Source organism: Pseudomonas arsenicoxydans, from assembly GCF_006438915.1.
Lineage (GTDB): Bacteria > Pseudomonadota > Gammaproteobacteria > Pseudomonadales > Pseudomonadaceae > Aquipseudomonas > Aquipseudomonas arsenicoxydans_A.
This window is the reverse complement of sequence record NZ_RCZE01000008.1, coordinates 223239-241256: the sequence shown is the minus strand read 5'-3', so window position 1 is coordinate 241256 and position 18018 is coordinate 223239. Positions and strand designations below refer to the sequence as shown.

Here is an 18018-nt window from a genome sequence, read left to right as displayed (position 1 = left end):
CTCCAGCCAGAAATCACTTCGACGTCGTACCATCCCTTGCCGACGAACGGAGACCACACGAGAACCGAGCGGCCATAATGAAAGGAATTATCAGTCAGTATTTGTGAAAAATTAGTGAAATAGCGGGTGTCGCGAGGGCAAAACGAGGTCGGAAACAGCGCAGGGCTGTCTCCGATTCACCTGAAAAATCAGGCGTGAGGTGCGCGCTGGGTAACGGGCAAGGAGGGCGATTGAGTGCCTTGAGTCAGTTGGCGCAGTTGCGCGAGTTCTTGCTTCAAGAGGTCGCGCTCTTCTTTCAATTGACGCAATTCATCCCGACGAATCGTAACGTAAAGGGTCTGTGCTGGCCGTGCTGCGTGTACTGTGCCCATTGCTCACCTCGCAAATGGTTGACTCAACTGTAGAACCGCCCCTTGTAAGCGGGTGCTGATCTACTATCGGCGCTGATTTTGATTTCTTTTGCCTCACAAGGGAACTTTTTTATTTTTCATGGTCGTTGTGTCTTCGGCGCGATTACCGACGTTATCAATCTGGATCGGGCACAATGCCCGGAAACTATGTGCCAACGCTCTGGACTAACCCCATGACTCACGTTGGGCTATAACCTTTGACACACATTATTTGTAGTAGGGAGCATCAGCACATGCAACTCGGGATCATTGGACTGGGCCGCATGGGCGGTAATATTGCGCGGCGCCTGATGCTCAATGGGCATACCACTGTCGTATACGACCGCAATACCGCCTTCATCGACACCCTGGCTGCCGAGGGCGCCACGGGGGTCGCAGACTTGCCGGCGCTGGTCGCTGGCCTGGCCAAACCGCGAGCGGTCTGGGTCATGCTGCCAGCCGGCGCACCGACCGAAGACACCATCGATACCCTGAGCACCTTGCTCGAGCCCGGCGATACCATCATCGACGGCGGCAACACCTTCTATAAGGACGACATCCGCCGGGCCAAGACCTTGTCGGAAAAAGGCCTGCACTACATCGACGTCGGCACCTCCGGTGGCGTCTGGGGCCTGGAGCGTGGCTACTGCATGATGATCGGCGGTGATGCCGAAGAGGTTAAGCGCCTTGATCCGCTGTTCGCCAGCCTGGCGCCAGGTATGGGTGACATCCCGCGCACCAAGGACCGCAAGTCCGATGACGATCGCGCCGAGCGCGGCTACATCCACGCCGGCCCTGCGGGTTCGGGTCATTTCGTGAAGATGATTCACAACGGCATCGAATACGGAATGATGCAGGCCTTCGCCGAGGGTTTCGACATCCTCAAGACCAAGGCCAGCACAAACCTGCCGGAAGACCAGCGCTTTGACCTGAACGTCGCCGACATCGCCGAAGTCTGGCGTCGTGGCAGCGTGGTCTCGTCCTGGCTGCTCGACCTGACCGCCGACGCGCTGGCCAGCGACCCGAAACTCGACGGCTATTCCGGCTCGGTCGCTGACAGCGGTGAAGGTCGCTGGACCATCGAAGCCGCCATGGAGCAATCGGTGCCCGTCCCAGTGCTGTCGAACTCGCTGTTCTCGCGCTACCGTTCACGCGGGCAGGGCACGTTTGGCGACAAGATTCTCTCTGCCCAGCGCTTCGGCTTTGGCGGCCATGTGGAGACACCGAAAAAATGACTCGTCTGATCCGCAATAAATCCAAGGCAGAACCCGCACCACCGACCACGCTGTTCCTGTTCGGTGCCCACGGTGACCTGGTCAAGCGTCTGCTGATGCCGGCGCTGTATAACCTGAGTCGTGACGGTTTGTTGGGGGATGGATTGCGGATCATCGGCGTTGACCACAACGCCATCACTGATGATGCCTTTGCCCGCAAGCTCGAAGACTTCATTCGAACCGAAGTGGCCGCCAAGGTCGGCAAGGGCGATCAAGCCCTTGATCCGCAGGTGTGGGCCAAATTGGCCCAAGGCATCAGCTACGTACAGGGCGACTTTCTGGACGACAGCACTTATCAAGCGCTGGCGGCGAAAATCGCCGACAGCGGCACGGGCAACGCGGTCTTCTACCTGGCGACCGCGCCCCGTTTCTTCAGCGAAGTGGTGCGTCGGCTCGGCGCGGCCGGTTTGCTTCAAGAAACGCCTGAATCGTTCAGAAGGGTAGTCATCGAAAAACCGTTCGGCTCCGACCTGCAAACCGCCGAAGCCTTGAATGCGTGTTTGCTCAAGGTGATGACGGAAAACCAGATCTACCGGATCGATCACTACCTGGGCAAGGAGACCGTGCAGAACATTCTGATCAGCCGGTTTTCCAACAGCCTGTTCGAAGCGTTCTGGAACAACCATTACATCGACCACGTGCAGATTACCGCCGCCGAAACCGTCGGCGTCGAAACCCGTGGCAGTTTTTATGAACACACCGGCGCCCTGCGGGACATGGTGCCCAATCACCTGTTCCAGTTACTGGCGATGGTGGCAATGGAGCCGCCGGCCGCGTTTGGCGCCGACGCGGTACGTGGCGAGAAGGCCAAGGTGGTGGGGGCCATTCGTCCCTGGTCCACCGAAGAGGCCCGGGCCAACTCGGTTCGCGGTCAATATGCCGCCGGCGACGTCGACGGCAACCCGCTGCCGGGTTATCGCCAGGAAAACAACGTGGCGCCCGACAGTACGACCGAAACCTACGTGGCGCTCAAAGTCATGATCGACAACTGGCGCTGGGTCGGCGTGCCGTTTTATCTGCGCACCGGCAAACGCATGAGCGTGCGCGATACCGAGATTGTTATCTGCTTTAAACCGGCGCCGTATGCGCAGTTCCGTGACACCGAGGTCGATGAGTTGCAACCGACCTACCTGCGGATCCAGATTCAACCGAACGAAGGCATGTGGTTCGACCTGTTGGCCAAGCGGCCTGGTCCGGCATTGAAGATGGCCAATATCGAACTGGGTTTTGCCTACAAGGATTTCTTCGAAATGCAGCCGTCCACCGGCTACGAAACGCTGATCTATGACTGCCTGACCGGCGATCAGACGTTGTTCCAGCGCGCCGACAACATCGAGAACGGCTGGCGCGCCGTCCAGCCATTCCTCGATGCCTGGCAGCAGGACGCAACGGTTCAGCCTTACGCGGCAGGTGAGGACGGCCCCGTCGATGCCGATGAACTGCTGACCCGTGACGGTCGCGTCTGGCACGGCCTCGGATGACCGGCGTAACGCAACAACCCATCCGTTTTCTGCTCAGTGACATGGACGGCACGTTGCTGCTGCCTGATCACAGCCTCAGTCAGCGCACTATCGAGGCGGTCCGTTCGTTGCGCGAGGCGGGCGTGTTGTTCAGCCTCGCCACCGGGCGCCCGCCCAAAGCGATGTTGCAGCAGATTGAAGCGTTAGGCGTCGATGTGCCGACGGCGGCGTTCAATGGCGGCACGATCGTCAACCCGGACGGCAGCTTGCTAGTGGCCCATTACGTGCCGGCCACCGCTGCGCTTACCACCCTGACGCAGTTTGCCGATCTGCCGGACATCGAAGTCTGGGTGTTCAGCGGCGGCGATTGGCTGTTGAAGGATGCCAACGGCCCGATGGTTCCCCGTGAGCAGCATGGGCTTGGGTATCCGCCGGTGGTGGTGGAGAGTTTCGAACCGTACCTTGAGCGCATCGACAAGATCGTCGCGGCCAGCAACAACACCGGGTTGCTGATCGAACTGGAAGCGCTATTGCTGCCCAGGGTTGAAGGCCAGGCCCAGGTTTCGCGTTCACAGCCAGTGTATCTGGACGTGACGGCGATGCAGGCGAACAAGGGCGCGGCGCTGGCGACACTGGCCGAGTACCTTGGGGTTGCGCTGGAACAGACCGCCGCGCTGGGCGATGGTGGCAACGACCCGGCGATGTTTCATCGTGCCGGGCTGTCGATTGCCATGGGGCAGGCGGAAGAGGCGGTCAAGCGACAGGCTGATGTGGTGACCGGGCCTAACACCGAAGACGGCGCGGCCCAGGCGATTGAGCGCTACATCCTCCCTCGATAAACACACATGCCTAATGTGGGAGCGGGCTTGCTCGCGAAGGCGTCGTGTCAGTCAATATTAAAGCTGAATGACACACCGTCTTCGCGAGCAAGCCCGCTCCCACATTTGACCGGCGTTAAAGCCAGAAACTCACGGCGTACCACCCAAGCACACCCATCACCACCGTATACGGCAACGCCATCCACACCATCCGCCCATATGACAGCCGAATCAGCGGCGCAATCGCCGAGGTCAGCAGAAACAGAAACGCCGCCTGGCCATTGGGTGTCGCCACGCTAGGCAGGTTCGTCCCGGTATTGATCGCAATGGCCAGTGTCTCGAAGTGCTCGCGGGTCATATGACCGGAGATGAACGCCTGTTTCACTTCCGTGATGTAAATGGTCGCCACAAACACGTTGTCGCTGATCGCCGATAGTAAACCGTTGGCAATGAACAACATGCCTGGTTGCTGATCGGCCGGCAGTGCCAGGACCCACTGGATCAGCGGCGTAAACAGCTGCTGATCATGAATCACCGCCACCACCGCAAAAAACACCACCAGCAACGCGGTGAACGGCATGGCGTCCTTGAACGCGTTGCCGATCCGGTGTTCGTCGGTGATGCCGGTGAACGCGGTGATCAAGATGATCACCATCAGCCCGATCAGGCCGACTTCCGCGATGTGAAACGCCAACCCTGCAATCAGGACCAACGCCGCAGCGCCCTGAACCAACAAGGCGGCGCGCTGGCGTGCGGTGCGTTCGGCGTTGTCTTCGTCGGCATAGTTGGCCAGCACGGCGCGCACGTTATCTGGCAACAAGGTGCCGTAACCGAACCAGCGCAGTTTCTCCAGCAGCACACATGTCACCAGGCCGGCCACCAGCACTGGCAGGGAAACCGGGGCCACTTTCAAAAAGAACTCGGCGAAGTGCCAGCCCATCTCATGGCCGATCAGCAGGTTCTGCGGTTCACCCACCAGCGTACACACGCCGCCTAACGCCGTACCTACAGCGCCGTGCATCAACAAGCTGCGCAGGAAGGCGCGGAACTGCTCGAGGTCTTCATGGTGAAGGGCAGGCAAGTGTTGGTCATCACTGAACTCGCTGTCCTGGCGTGGATCATTGCCCGAAGCGACGCGGTGGTACACCGAATAAAAGCCCACGGCCGCACTGATAATCACCGCCGTCACGGTCAAGGCATCGAGGAATGCCGACAGGAATGCCGAGAGGAAGCAGAACATCAACGCCAACAGGGCCTTTGAGCGAACCCCCAGCAACAAGCGCGAAAACAGAAACAGCAGCAGGTCTTTCATGAAGTAGATGCCGGCCACCATGAACATCAGCAGCAGGATTACCGGAAAGTTGTGCACCAGTTCGTCATACAGTGCCTGCGGCGTGGTCATTTTCAGCAGCAGTGCTTCGATCAGCAGCAGCCCGCCGGGCATCAACGGATAACATTTGAGCGCCATGGCCAGAGTGAAGATGAACTCCAGCACCAGCAGCCAGCCGGCAACCACGGGACCTACGGTCCACAGCACCAGTGCGTTGAGAATCAGGAAACCGAGAATGCTCGCCTTGTACCAGCGAGGTGAGTGGCCGAGAAAGTTATGCGCGAACGCCTGGGCCATTGAACCGGACATCGGCTACTCCTTGTATAAAGAAGCGCGCAACTTGCCGTAACAAGATGGGAATATCAAGTGTGAGAAAGCGAAGTGCCTAGCCGAGATAGCGCACTACGACAGCCTTGTAGTTGCCATCCAACGAATAACCGCCGACGACGATTCTTCCATCAGCTTGCACGGCCACCGACGTCGCGGTGTCGAGGCTGCGACCCAGACGCGTGCGAACCCAGCAGGTGCCTTCGGCAAAGCCTGGGTCCAGCTGTCCACCGGGTAAATACCGGGCCAACAGGAAATCGGCTTCAACGCCGCCAATCGTGGCGCCAACTGCTATCACACGTCCATCGTCCAGACGCCGGGCGGCTGTCCATTGGCAACCACTACGGCCAATTTTCAATAGTTGGGGATGGCCGGTGTTGCAGTGGGTGTCCGGGCGACCATTGCCGTGCACTTTGAAGGCGAGGCAATGCATCGGGTCGCGGCTGCTGCCGAAACACTGCAAGTCGCCATTGTCCTGCTCGATGATCTGACTGACCTGAGCGCCGCGTTCCTCGGCTCTGAACGTCATAAAACCATCCACGGCAAACGTGTCATCCAGGCGGCCATCGGGGAGGTAGCGGGCGAGCAAACCTTCTTCGGGGAAATTGATTGATCCCCCCACCATGATCCGGCCGTCGCATTGCACCAGCAGGCTGCTGAGCCAGGAGTTCATCAGTAAATGCCGGACGATGACGAAGCCGCGGCCGTTGAAGGACGTGTCCAGTTCGCCCTGTCGGGTGAGGCGTATCAGCAGACCGACGTGGTCTGCCAGTTCAAAATGATGGTTGGCCAGCAGCAGGATCCGGCCATCTGCCTGGACCTGGACGTCGCAGGCTTCGGCCCCGGGAACACCCGGGGGAAGCCAGAGGTCGCGCATGCCCTGGGACAGGTTTCCCGGCAGGCGTACGACACAGCGCCCGTTGTCACCAAAATGTTCGACCGGGTGACCTTGTGAATCAAACAGTGCCAGCGCTGGCAGCGTCCGGTGAGCATTTTCATAGTGCAGGCCGGCCACCAGCAGGTGTCCGTTGGCGAGGACGTGGACTTTGCCCGCCATGGCCTCGTGGCCGCGCTGGAATTGCCCGATAACGCTGCCATTAAGGCCAAATGCCAGGTCTGCCGAGCCGTCTTCCAGTAACCGGGCCAGGCCAAAGCAATTGCCATCTCGCATGCCGACGGTGGCCGCCACCAGTACACGACCATTCCGGTCGATTTCCACGCTGTTGGCGATGCTTGACGTACTGCCCGCGAAATACACTTGGGTCTTACCACCGGCGGCAAAACTTTTATCGAGGTCGCCAGCAATACTTCGCGATGCAGGTAGGGCAAATGCAGTCTGGTGTGGCATGCGCGCATCTCCTTGCGAGCTGACCGAAACCCGGAAACGGGAGGGCAACTGCCTGCGAAACATTCAATCCCTGAATGAGCGATCGCACAACTGTCATAACTAACAGGCGGAGGGTCACTGTGTGCCAGAACAGTGTCTTTTCGAACCACTGACAAGGCAGCCAAGTAACACGCGGCGGGGAAGTTGGAGTATCGAGTGCGCTGTTAATGTCACAAACAGCCAGATAAAGAGGGGGGCGGATTACCTTGAAGTAATCCGCGAACGCCCTTAATGCGGCATTGACCATGATTGCAGCTTATAACCTTCCTGGCTCAATTCGGCGCGGGCCTGCTGCAACAGGTGTTCGAGTTGTGCAGGATCGGAATAGGCGCTGCTTGGGATTTGGGTACGACCGATATGGGTATTGGTGCGGTCGATAACGGTGATGCAGAGCTCGCCGTTGCCGTCTTGTTGAGCCCAGGCGACGCATTCGAAAGGTTGAAATGCGCGGTCGGCAATCAAAAGAGCTTCGTTGATACGGAGCGGGGCGGTCATGGGGTCTTCTCTCTGTATGCCCAATCAAGTGATGTGCCGTCGGTTGGGCTTACCGTTCGGCTGGTTACTTGTACTGATGCCCCCAATAGGGGGTCAGGTCACACACAAACAAAAGAAATTTCAACTTTCTTTCATATACTCAATAGCAGGGACTTCTTTTGAAAGCTGAATGAAAGGTTCAACTCGTTAGGTAACTAACCAAGTCGCGCTTATAACTTATTAAGTGGCTGCTCTATAGTCAATCGATACAAGGCCGTGTCAAATTCTTGCTAATGTTACAGCCAGGTCCGCCAAATGACTGTTTTTACTAATATTTCCTAAAATTTGGCGTCAAGGAACAGTCATGATCGAAGCGCCCGCGTTACGACGTCTGTTAGTAGTAGACCCCTGCGACGACTGCCATCGTCTGTTACCGGGTTTGCGCTCGGTGGGTTGGGATGTTGATAGCTGTTCTCTAGAGAACGCCGCCGATAGAACCTGCGACGTCGGCCTCTTGCGATTGCAACCTTTCCATCTGGAACGCCCGGAAGCCGTCAAAGAGCTGATCAGCCGCAGCGGCACCGAGTGGATTGCCGTACTCAACCAGGAAGTCCTGCGTTTGCAGAATGTCGGGGACTTCGTTTGCGAATGGTTTTTCGATTTTCACACCTTGCCGTTTGACGTCTCCCGGGTTCAGGTCACTCTGGGGCGGGCGTTCGGCATGGCGCGCTTGCGCGGGCAAGGCACGATTCACATCGATCAGCCTGAGCACGAACTGTTGGGCGACAGCAAACCGATCCGCGAACTGCGCAAGTTGCTGAGCAAATTGGCGCCCACCGAATCCCCGGTGTTGATCCGCGGCGAAAGCGGCACCGGCAAGGAGTTGGTTGCCCGCACCCTGCACCGACAATCGCAGCGCCACAGCAAACCTTTTGTGGCGATCAATTGCGGTGCGATTCCGGAACACCTTATCCAGTCCGAGTTGTTTGGCCATGAGAAAGGCGCTTTCACCGGCGCCCATCAGCGCAAGGTCGGACGGATAGAAGCGGCGAACGGCGGCACGTTGTTCCTCGATGAAATCGGTGATTTGCCGCTGGAGCTGCAAGCCAATCTGTTGCGCTTCCTGCAGGAAAAGCACATTGAACGCGTCGGCGGCAGTCAGCCGATTCCGGTGGATGTGCGGGTATTGGCGGCAACACACGTCGACCTTGAAGCCGCCATCGAGAAGAAACGCTTCCGCGAAGATTTGTACTACCGCCTGAACGTGCTTCAGGTGGTGACTGCGCCACTGCGTGAACGCCACGGTGATCTGTCGATGCTGGCGAACCACTTTTCCCACTTCTACAGTCACGAAACCGGCCGCCGTCCGCGCAGTTTCAGCGAGGATGCGCTGATTGCCATGGGCAAGCATGACTGGCCGGGCAATGTCCGCGAATTGGCCAACCGGGTACGTCGTGGTCTGGTGTTGGCCGAAGGACGGCAAATCGAAGCGCGGGACTTGGGGTTGATCGGTCAGCAGAGCATTGCCGCGCCGATGGGCACACTGGAAAACTACAAACACCGGGCAGAGCGGCAGGCCTTGTGTGATGTGCTTAACCGTCACAGCGACAATTTGAGCGTCGCCGCCAAGGTGCTCGGTATATCGAGGCCTACCTTCTACCGTTTATTGCACAAGCATCAAATACGTTGAGCTGAAAGCTGACCGTAAAACACAGTCACTCACCCACAAAAAAACCGCCGAAAAGCGGTTTTTTTTGTGCGGGTCAGATCAGAAGTAATAAGGGAATTTCAGGCTGAAGGAAAAGCCTGGTGCGTCGTCGGTCAGGCCGATGGCCAGGTTGGGTACGATCGTCAGTTTATCGGAAGCTGCCAGGGTCATGCCGATGTTGAAGTTAGCCGCGTTGTAGTCGCTGTTGGTAATTGATTGCCAATCGCCACCGTCCGGCTTGACCTTGCTCTTGCGAGCAAACTGATCGGAGAACGAGAACGACATACTCATTTTCTCGTTCAAGGCAAATGCTATGCCGGCACCGGCCTGCCAGGAATTGCCCAGCTTCACGTCCCCAGGCACCTTGGAGTCGACCTGAGGGCTGATGTCGTTGAAAGAGTTCTCCAGGTTATAGGTGTAAGCCAGGCTGCCGAACAGCACGGCCGGGTCGAAGGTTTTGACCAGAGAGATACCCGGGGTGACCGACCAGACACCATTACCTGTCGGCAAGCTCTCGGGTACCGAGAGATTATCGTTGTTCGGGTCATTAACCAGTTTGATGCCGTAAGGATCCTGACCGGTCGGCGCCTTGATGCGCAGTGTAAAGACCGAGTCGGGCAGACTGGCGGTTTCATCCAGAAACTTGTAGGCCACGCCAACGTTCACATCGCCGATGGTCGGGTCACGCGTAACCGTTGCGTCCGACGACACCGGGCCTGCGCCACCTGCGCCACCCGAGGAATAGGTTGATTCGCGATATATCACTGGGACGTTGATGTCGAACTGCCAGCGTTGCGCAACGTTGTAGCGGGCGGTCAGGTCCAGGGTCCAGTTGTCGGCCTTGATGCGGTCGAGGTTAATGTTGCCGAGAAAGATCGAGTCCAGTGCCAGGAAACCGTTGAGCACCAGCGCACGGGTATCGTAGTGCGTATAGGTCATGCCGGTTTCGAAGCTGAACTTGCCACCGCCGAAGAAGCCGCTGGCTTCGTCATACAGGTTGGAAACGCTTTGCGCCGGCTCCGAGTCATCCTTGAGCTGTTGGCCATATGAACTGCCTGTGGTTCCCGGCGCAGCGGCGGCCACCTTCTGGCCGCCGGAGGTCGTTTCGGCGGGGGATTTGGTCAGGCGTTTGGGAGCAGGTGCCGCAGGTGCTTCTTCGACCTGGCGAACGCGTTGCTCGAGGACCATCAACGCGTTCTGTTGTGCTTCGTATCGTTGCTTCAACTCCATGAGTTCTTGTTTTAATGCTTCTACCTGCGGGTCCGGTGCTGCGTATAGCAAAGATGCCGGAGCCAGACTGCTCAAACAAACGATAGCTCTGAACGTAAAAGATCGGTGCATGGGTTAGCCGTCCCTTCTGACACATCATTTGAGACTGAGCGTAGATCAGAATCCGGGCGTGCGAAGACCTTTTAGTTGGTCCAGGCTGCCATTGAGCGACCCGGCTGTCGGCACGTTGTCACGCAGCACGACATTGAGAGATGTGAGGTTGGTGACGCGATTGCCGCCGCCGAGCAAGGTAGTGTTTTGCATTAACCCACCCTGGGCCAGGCGTTGCATGGCACTCCCCTGGTTGTTGTTGGCCACAATGTTGAGTTGCACACCCGATCCGCTCGAGGAAACGCTCAGCGAGCCCGCGCCATTGGCGCCGACCACCGTCGAGCCGTCGGCCAATGCCTGGCCCTGCGGTTGCGTTGCTGGCACTTGGTTAGCCTTGGTGACGTTGATATCAACGTTGTTGTTGGCCATATTATTGTCGCCCGCAGCACGTACCACTTGTGTGACGCCTTCGGTGCTGTTCAAGCCGCTGCCGCCAGTGACGATCCCGGTGCCGGTGGTGCCTTGCGAACCAGTTGAGTTACTGCCTTTGTCGTTGATCATCGACACATAGAACTGTGGCTTGATGGTCGTCTGCTGGATTTGCATTGAGGAAGTCGCCCCGATCAATGCGCCGTTGGCGTTTTGCCACGTGGTGGTCATGACAACGCCGAAACTGATGATCCGTCCCGGCATGACGAAGCGGCCTCTCAGGACGGCCAATTCCTGATCGTTCAACTCGATGGGTTTGAACGACTGTGCGTGGGTCGGCAGGCTGGCGACCAGGCAAACGACGGCCAGCCAGGTTGGAGTCTTCATTGGATACTCCCGGAGCTTCGTGCTCCCTTGTTATTAGAAGAAGTCGCTTTGAATGAATCCGAAATCCATCAGCTCAGTGTCTTGCACCGGGCTGAAGGCGTTGATGCGGTTCTTGGCGGACAGTGGCAACGGCGGGTCGAGCAACGCATTGGTTTTGTCGTAGCCCTGGCCAATGACGGCAAAGATGATGCCGTTCCAGCCTTTGACAAAGTCTTCGACTTTGTAGCGTTTATGACCGAGTACCGGATCACCGATATATACCCAGCCTTTTTGCACTCTTTGCATGACCACAAAATGTTTGTAGCCACGGATGTCCATGAGCACTACAACCGGAATTTTGATGTCATTTAACGTTTCCGGCGCAACCCGGTAGCCACGGGCTCGCATGCCGATACTTTCCACGTAATGCTTCATATCGAGCATGGAAAAGCCTTGGACGCGGACAAGTTTTTGATCGGAGTGTTGCAGCATGCCTTCGATGATCTGTTCTTCATTCACGTCCAGCCAATAGGCCTGGCGCAATATCGTTGCCAGCGCTGCTGCGCCACAACTGAAGTCAGTTTTCTGTTGCACCAGATCGGCGAATTTACGCTCGCGTATGCTCTGGATCGGTTTGTACACCACCGCGCCGCCAGGCAAGACGGAAAGCGGCATTTGTGCAGCCTCGATCAAAGTGGCCACGCAAAGCAGAAATGCCAAGGCGATGATGCGCATGGTGAGATGCCTTCTGGTGGTAGTTGAAAAGGCCCCCAAAAGGGGGCCTCCAAAGACAGCAGTTAGAAGGAGTTGTTGGAGATGGCCAGCGAGTTGCTTTGCTGGTTACCCACACCGGCAGCCACGTTGACGCCCAGGTTGCCACTACCGCCATTAACCGAACCACTCAGGACGGCCACATTGGTCACTGGGTTTGCCCAGCCAGTTGGAGTTAGCACTTGATAGGAGTAGCTGTTGCTCAAATCAAATGCACTGCTTTCACTGAAGCTTTTCGATTTGTCGCCTGAAGATTGGGACGTATTGCTGCCCGAACTTTCGGACGATTTGCTGCCAGATTTCGCGAACGAAGACTCATACGCTTTTGAGAACTCGGAACTGGTCGATTTCTCGTGCGATTTGTCGACCGAAACGTCAAGCGACGCGTTAAGCGATGCATCAAGCGATGCGCTGCCAGAAGAACTGTTGCTGTGCGTGTGATTGCCATTAGTCCACGAAGCGGCTTGGGAAGCCTGCGCGGCAGCGTCCAGGGTAGCGTTTAAAGTAGCGCTCAAAGAAGCACTGGAAGACGAGCTAGAATCAGAGCTTTTTGAGCCGCTCACATTAGCGCTATTTGAACCGCTTACATCAAAGCTGGAAGACTTGCTTCGATCAAAGCTTGAGGCTGCGTTATTGCTGTAGCTCGAGTTGGCTTGCCCGGAAGCAGATTGACTACCGCTGGCCGTTTTGGTCACCGTCAGCGTATCTACGCGATAAGTCCGATCGGCGTGGTTATCGACGGTCAGGCCAGGACCGTTTTGAGTGGCAGAAGCGGTGGCTGTTGCGTTACCGAGCGCGGCATGGGTGTTGGCAATTGCCATGGTGTTTTTCTGTTGGTTCAGGTCGCCACCAGCAACGTTGATACCCATATTGCCGCTGCCGCCATTACCAGACCCGCTCATCGAAGCCGCGTTGGTGCTGCCGTAGTTATAGACTTTGTTGTTGTTGCTCGTTTGCATGACTGAAGCGGTGGCAGTGGCACTGCCGAACACGAAGCTGTTATCCAGGGTGGAAGCCGCGGCTGCGTTTGCAATAGCGGCCGCATTATCCTGCTGGTTGCCTGCGCCCGCTGCCACGTTGACGCCAACGTTGCCGCTGGTGCCTGTAGCAGAACTGCTCATTGCGGCGCCGTTCTGAGTCCCTTCGTTGGTGATGCGGTTGCCAGTGCTGCGCTGTGTGTCGTTCGCATTTGCATTCGCGCTAATAGATATCACAGTTGGAGGAGGTGGGTTGTTCTGTTGGCCGCCGCCATCGCCTCCGCCGTTGTGATTGCCATGGTTGTGGTTATGGTTGTTGTTGTTGTTGTTGTGATTATCGTTATCGTTCTGCCCAGCTTGTACAGCAACAGCCATGACCGCAGCAATTGCGAAAACCAGAGGCTTTATTGCCATCAGAGGTTTCATGGTGATTCTCCGTACTTATTTTAGGTTAAGTGTTGTTGTTTACCTGGTTTGGTCACTCCGTGACCCTTACGCTCAGGGTGTTGGCAGTTCGATTTCCCACCCCGGCGCTCTGATTCAACTGAATAAGTCCGCGGCTACCGGTGAAAGCCTGGTCACTGGTAGTGACCTGGCGATAGCCTGGTGCAGAGTCAGTTGGATCGGAGTTGTTGAGCAGCGCCACGTTCTGTTGCATGAGGACGCTGTCGTCGATACTTTGCGGCTGAGTACCAATGCTGATACGCATTGCGTTGGCTTGCTGGTTACTGGCGCCAGAGCTCTGGTTGACACCCAGTGCGCCGCTGCCGTGACTGAAGGAGTCGCCCTGGATGCTGGATCGGGCATCGAGCGAGGGGTCGACAACGGTACGCATCCGTTGGCGAATCTGAGTCGTTGCGTTGGCGCCATGGCCAATGGCGATGGCCCGGGCGTTAGCCTGTTGCTGTTGATCGCCGGCCGCTTCGTTGACCGTGAGGTTGCCCTGATACTGCGCGCCTGAACTGTCGATGTTGGCGGTATTGTTGACGGGTGGTTGGGCAAAGACCGATGAACTGCAAAACATGGCGATAACCAGCAGGGTACGATTCATCTTAACGGTCTCCCGTCAGAATTTTCAGAGCACCCATGCCTTGCTGGACGTTTGAATTGACCATGTTGGCAATACCGCTTCCGGAGTTTCCGGAGTGTCCTGCGGGAAGGTTTGAAAGTTGACTCTGGTTATTAATGTTGCCGCCAAGGTTGTTGGTGCCTTGTGCGACCAGGCGTGTGATACCTGCACCGCTGGCGACGTTGGCAAAGTCACCGTCACTCAACTCGTGTGTTTGACTGAGGATCTGTTGCGACGGGTTGGCATTGACGGTCGTAGGGTTTGGATCGGGAATCATCGGTGGAACCACCGCGTTGCGCGGTTGTACATCACGCTTGATCGTTATGATGCCGTTATCAGCCTGTACTGGCAGGCAGACACTTGAGCCCAATGCGCATCCAATCAGCAGAAGGCTATAGATGCTCTTATTAAATGTCCCCACAGCGGCAATTCCTTCTGTAAGTGGAACGCTGGCCCTTATCAGCGTTGCGAGGTAGAGAGCAGAAGGTGTGCCGGTTTTGCTTTTTCTTTTAAAAACAGTTAGTTGACTGAAATTGACGAGCGGGTCAAAAAAAGTTGTTACACCGCTGAGACAGGCTTACGCAAAAACGCCGCGCCATGCAGGCGGCATTGCTCGCTAAGGTAGCTGAAGGCTTGTTGTATCAGTGGTTTAACATATTCTCGCCCAAGCGCTCGGGCCGCTTTAACTCGCGGGTTTACCCAAGAGTGGGTGTTTCAGGAATGGACATTTGATGGCGGGGCGGGTTGCCCTGTCAGGTCTTGAGCAAGCGTGTCACAGCCAGGAACGCCGCGGCCCTGCGCTGTGTCCAGTCACCTTGCAGTACCTCGAATGGCTGGCGGTGCAGGTCAAGCCATTGGCGGCTGGCCAGGAAAAACGCCTGGCGTTCTGTCAGGTGTGGTTGGCAGCGCTGACCGTCGTCATGCCAGGCCACAGTTTCGGGGCTTAGCAGCAAATGCAGGTCGTAGTGCCGTGCCAGCAATGCTTGCTCGATCCATGTCGGGCAATCGCCAAACAATGTGCGACTCCAAAGGATATTGCTTAACAGGTGTGTATCGAGAATCACCAGTGAGGGTTGTTGGGCGCGTGCCTGGTCTTCCCAGGTCAGTTGGCCTTGAGCTATGGGTGTGATGTCTTCGTAGCGGGTTTCGCGGGCTTCGCTATCAATGAAATGGCGAACGTACTCACCGACCAACAGGCCGCCAAAATGGGCGTGAATTTCTCCCGAAAGCCAGCTCTTGCCGCTGGATTCGGGACCTGTGAGCACCAGCACCTTCATGTACGCAATGCCGGGTCGGCACGCCATTCACGCCAGCCTTGCACGGCCAGCAGCAGGAACAGTGCATAGAGGGCAGACGTGAGGTACATGCCTTTGTAGATGAACAGCCCGACAAAAATCACATCAACGGCGATCCACAACGGCCAGCATTGCACGCGTTTTTGCGCCATCCACATTTGCGCGACCAAGCTGAACCCTGTGAGTGCGGCGTCGAGCCAAGGCTGGGCGGCATCGGTCCAGTGCGCCATGGCGGCACCCAACAGCACACTGCCCAGCCCGCCGACCGCGAGGCCCAAAGCGACTGACTTTGAGTCAAGCCGGCTGACATGCCGGCCGGTGTTCGCTTCACCTGCGCGAGTCCATTGCCACCAGCCATAGAGTTGCAGCGCGGCGTAGATCACTTGCAGGAGCATGTCCGAATACAGCTTCACCTCAAAAAAGATCCAGCTATAGAGCAGCACCATGACCAGGCCGATCGGCCAGCACCAAGGGTTCTGTTTGACCGTCAACCAGACGGCGATCACACCGAGGGCGGCGGCAAACAGTTCAAGCCCGGACATGGAAGTTCCTTGGGGAAGACGAAGTGGGGGGCGGATTGTACCTAGGCAGTAGGGAAGATCCATAGCGACACAGGACCAAAATCTGAAACGCAACTGTGGCGAGGGAGCTTGCTCCCGCTGGCTGCGTAGCGGCCCCGAATACTGCAACCGGATTTCTACAGGAGAAATTCAGTCAGCTTTTTTTGCGACTGCTGCGCAGCCGAGCGGGAGCAAGCTCCCTCGCCACAAGATTGATCGTGAGTGTTGTTACACGCGAAACTGCTTGAGCAGCCCGTTCAGTTGCTCGCTCAGGTCTTTCAGTCGAACACTCGCCACACTCGATTGCTCCGCTGCCAACGCCGTACTGTGGGACAACCCCGCCGCCTGGGTCACGTTCTGATTGATGTCTTCCACCACATGGGCCTGCTGCAATGTCGCGCTGGCGATCGAAGCGTTCAGCCCGTTGAGGTTGCGCAACGCCTGGCCAATCGCATTCAGACTCGCACCGGCCAGGCCCGCCTGTTCAATCGTCAGTTGTGACGCGCGGCTGCTGTCGCCGATGACCTTGACCGCTGCTTCGGAATGGCTTTGCAGGCGTTCGATCATCAACTGGATTTCCGCAGTGGACTTCTGCGTGCGCTGGGCCAGCAGGCGCACTTCATCGGCCACCACCGCAAACCCTCGGCCCTGCTCACCCGCCCGGGCGGCTTCGATGGCGGCGTTAAGGGCGAGCAGGTTGGTTTGCTCGGCGATGGAGCGAATCACCTCCAGAACGCTGCCGATCTGCGTACTTTCCGTTGCCAGGGTGCGAATCACCTCCACGGCTTGATCGATGGTGCCGGACAGTTTGTCGATCTGTTGCAAGCTTCCGTCGATGTTGATCTGGCCCTGTTGCGCCTGGGATTCGGCATCGCGCATTTCGCTGGCCGCATGCTCGGCGTTCTTCGCCACATCCTGCACGCCATAGGTCACTTCATTAATGGCCGTGGCCACCAGTTCCATCTGCTGGGACTGCTGCTGGCTGCGTTGCTGCGCTTGGGCGGCGTCATTGCCCAATTCACTGGACGACTGACCCAACGCGCTGGCGGATACCTGCAACTCGGTGATCACCAGGCGCAGCTTGGTGGTAAACGCGTTGAAGTGCCGTGCCAGTTGCGCCACTTCGTCCTGGCCGTGGGTATCGAGGCTGCGGGTCAGGTCACTTTCACCGCTGGCGATGTTAGCCATCGCGTTCACCGTGTCCTGCAGCGGGCGCACAATACTGCGGGCAATCAGGATCACCAACAGCGCCATCACCAGCGCAATCACCGCGCCAACGAAAGTGGCCTTCCACACTTGGCCATTAAATTCGGCCTGCATGTCATCGATGTACACCCCCGAGCCAATCACCCAGCCCCAAGGCTCGAAGAGTTTGACGTAAGAGGTTTTTTCCACCGGGGCGCTGGCGCCCGGTTTCGGCCAGCGGTAGTTGACCATGCCGGCGCCCTTGGCCTTGGCCACGGCGACCATTTCGTTAAACACCGCAAAGCCATCCGGGTCGCGGATGGCCGAAAGGTTCTGGCCATCGAGCTTGGGGTTGGCCGGGTGCATGATCATCACTGGCGTCAGGTCGTTGATCCAGAAATAGTCATTCTGGTCATAGCGCAGCCCGCGAACGGCTGTCAGCGCCTGCTTCTGCGCGGCATCGCGGGTGAGGGTGCCGGCCGTTTCCAGGTCATGGTAGTAATACAGAATGCCGCTGGCGGTCTGCACCACGTGCTGGGTTTTCTGCGCCTTGGCCAGATAAAGGTCGTCGTGAATCTGTTTGAGCATCAAGGCGCCCAATGTCAGTAACATCACCACGGACACGATCAAGATGAGCCACAAGCGTCGGCTGATCGACACACTGCGCAAGCTGTTCATAACGCTGTCACTCCAATTTTCTTTTTATTGTCATAAACGATTGCCAGCATCCAACCACGCTTTGCCGGTCGGGCCTATGCGACCCAAGTCTTATTCCGCAGCAGCGTTATAAAGACTTGTCTGATAGGATTTCGGCCCCGCGCGGAAAAACCTGAATCACGCTCTATTTTCACGGAATTTTTACGGTTTCGTCTGGATCCT

At 57.4% G+C, this 18018-nt stretch carries 17 protein-coding genes; 4 read left to right on the top strand and 13 right to left on the bottom strand.

Annotated elements, in window-relative coordinates; all coding sequences use genetic code 11:
• Positions 1–188: 188 nt before the first annotated feature.
• The gene (locus tag EAH78_RS18590) at positions 189–371 is read right to left on the bottom strand and encodes a DUF6026 family protein (protein ID WP_081743948.1); all 183 of its coding nucleotides are present in this window, start codon (positions 369–371) and stop codon (positions 189–191) included.
• A gap of 272 nt (positions 372–643) precedes the next feature.
• On the opposite strand from EAH78_RS18590, the gene gnd reads away from it, so the two are divergent.
• Genes gnd through EAH78_RS18575 form a run of 3 tightly spaced genes read left to right on the top strand, consistent with a single transcriptional unit; the run spans position 644 to position 3962 of the window.
• A complete protein-coding gene (gnd, locus tag EAH78_RS18585) occupies positions 644–1624 on the top strand; it encodes a phosphogluconate dehydrogenase (NAD(+)-dependent, decarboxylating) (RefSeq protein WP_140668806.1) in 981 nt (326 codons plus the stop codon).
• Entirely contained in the window at positions 1621–3144 is a 1524-nt protein-coding gene (gene zwf / locus EAH78_RS18580) for a glucose-6-phosphate dehydrogenase (protein ID WP_140668805.1), read from the top strand. The genes gnd and zwf overlap by 4 nt, the downstream gene beginning before the upstream one ends.
• Complete coding sequence (locus EAH78_RS18575) at positions 3141–3962, top strand: HAD family hydrolase (RefSeq protein ID WP_140668804.1); 822 nt, start codon at positions 3141–3143, stop codon at positions 3960–3962. Before zwf ends, EAH78_RS18575 begins: the two co-directional genes overlap by 4 nt.
• Before the next feature lie 115 nt (positions 3963–4077).
• Here EAH78_RS18575 and nhaB read toward each other — a convergent pair whose 3' ends face one another.
• From nhaB to EAH78_RS18555, 3 genes are all read right to left on the bottom strand, one after another.
• Positions 4078–5580: a sodium/proton antiporter NhaB gene (gene nhaB, locus EAH78_RS18565; RefSeq protein ID WP_140668803.1), complete on the bottom strand. Its 1503-nt coding sequence runs from the start codon at positions 5578–5580 to the stop codon at positions 4078–4080.
• A 76-nt stretch (positions 5581–5656) separates the two neighbouring features.
• Positions 5657–6946, bottom strand: a complete 1290-nt coding sequence (locus EAH78_RS18560; RefSeq protein WP_140668802.1) for a hypothetical protein — start codon at positions 6944–6946, stop codon at positions 5657–5659.
• 267 nt (positions 6947–7213) lie between these two features.
• Positions 7214–7480: a hypothetical protein gene (locus EAH78_RS18555; RefSeq protein WP_140668801.1), complete on the bottom strand. Its 267-nt coding sequence runs from the start codon at positions 7478–7480 to the stop codon at positions 7214–7216.
• Between the two features lie 343 nt (positions 7481–7823).
• On the opposite strand from EAH78_RS18555, the gene EAH78_RS18550 reads away from it, so the two are divergent.
• On the top strand, positions 7824–9149 hold the full coding sequence (locus EAH78_RS18550) for a sigma-54 dependent transcriptional regulator (protein WP_140668800.1): 1326 nt from the start codon (positions 7824–7826) through the stop codon (positions 9147–9149).
• 78 nt (positions 9150–9227) lie between these two features.
• Here the strand turns inward: EAH78_RS18550 and EAH78_RS18545 are convergent, their stop codons facing one another.
• From EAH78_RS18545 to EAH78_RS18505, 9 genes are all read right to left on the bottom strand, one after another.
• Positions 9228–10508 (bottom strand): transporter, encoded by a 1281-nt coding sequence (locus EAH78_RS18545; protein WP_140668799.1) that lies wholly within the window; start codon positions 10506–10508, stop codon positions 9228–9230.
• Positions 10509–10553: 45 nt separating this feature from the next.
• A complete protein-coding gene (locus EAH78_RS18540) occupies positions 10554–11303 on the bottom strand; it encodes a hypothetical protein (protein ID WP_140668798.1) in 750 nt (249 codons plus the stop codon).
• Between the two features lie 33 nt (positions 11304–11336).
• On the bottom strand, positions 11337–12017 hold the full coding sequence (locus EAH78_RS18535) for a C39 family peptidase (protein ID WP_140668797.1): 681 nt from the start codon (positions 12015–12017) through the stop codon (positions 11337–11339).
• 62 nt (positions 12018–12079) lie between these two features.
• On the bottom strand, positions 12080–13456 hold the full coding sequence (locus tag EAH78_RS18530; protein ID WP_140668796.1) for a heme utilization protein: 1377 nt from the start codon (positions 13454–13456) through the stop codon (positions 12080–12082).
• Between the two features lie 52 nt (positions 13457–13508).
• Positions 13509–14081, bottom strand: a complete 573-nt coding sequence (locus EAH78_RS18525; RefSeq protein ID WP_140668795.1) for an adhesin — start codon at positions 14079–14081, stop codon at positions 13509–13511.
• 1 nt (position 14082) lies between these two features.
• Positions 14083–14520 (bottom strand): hypothetical protein, encoded by a 438-nt coding sequence (locus EAH78_RS18520; protein ID WP_140668794.1) that lies wholly within the window; start codon positions 14518–14520, stop codon positions 14083–14085.
• Between the two features lie 331 nt (positions 14521–14851).
• Complete coding sequence (locus EAH78_RS18515) at positions 14852–15376, bottom strand: AAA family ATPase (RefSeq protein WP_140668866.1); 525 nt, start codon at positions 15374–15376, stop codon at positions 14852–14854.
• Positions 15373–15936 carry a nicotinamide riboside transporter PnuC gene (gene pnuC / locus EAH78_RS18510; protein ID WP_140668793.1) on the bottom strand — a complete coding sequence of 188 codons (564 nt, stop codon included), beginning with the start codon at positions 15934–15936 and terminating at the stop codon, positions 15373–15375. The genes EAH78_RS18515 and pnuC overlap by 4 nt, the downstream gene beginning before the upstream one ends.
• 246 nt (positions 15937–16182) lie before the next feature.
• Complete coding sequence (locus EAH78_RS18505) at positions 16183–17817, bottom strand: methyl-accepting chemotaxis protein (RefSeq protein WP_140668792.1); 1635 nt, start codon at positions 17815–17817, stop codon at positions 16183–16185.
• Between the last annotated feature and the right edge of the window lie 201 nt (positions 17818–18018).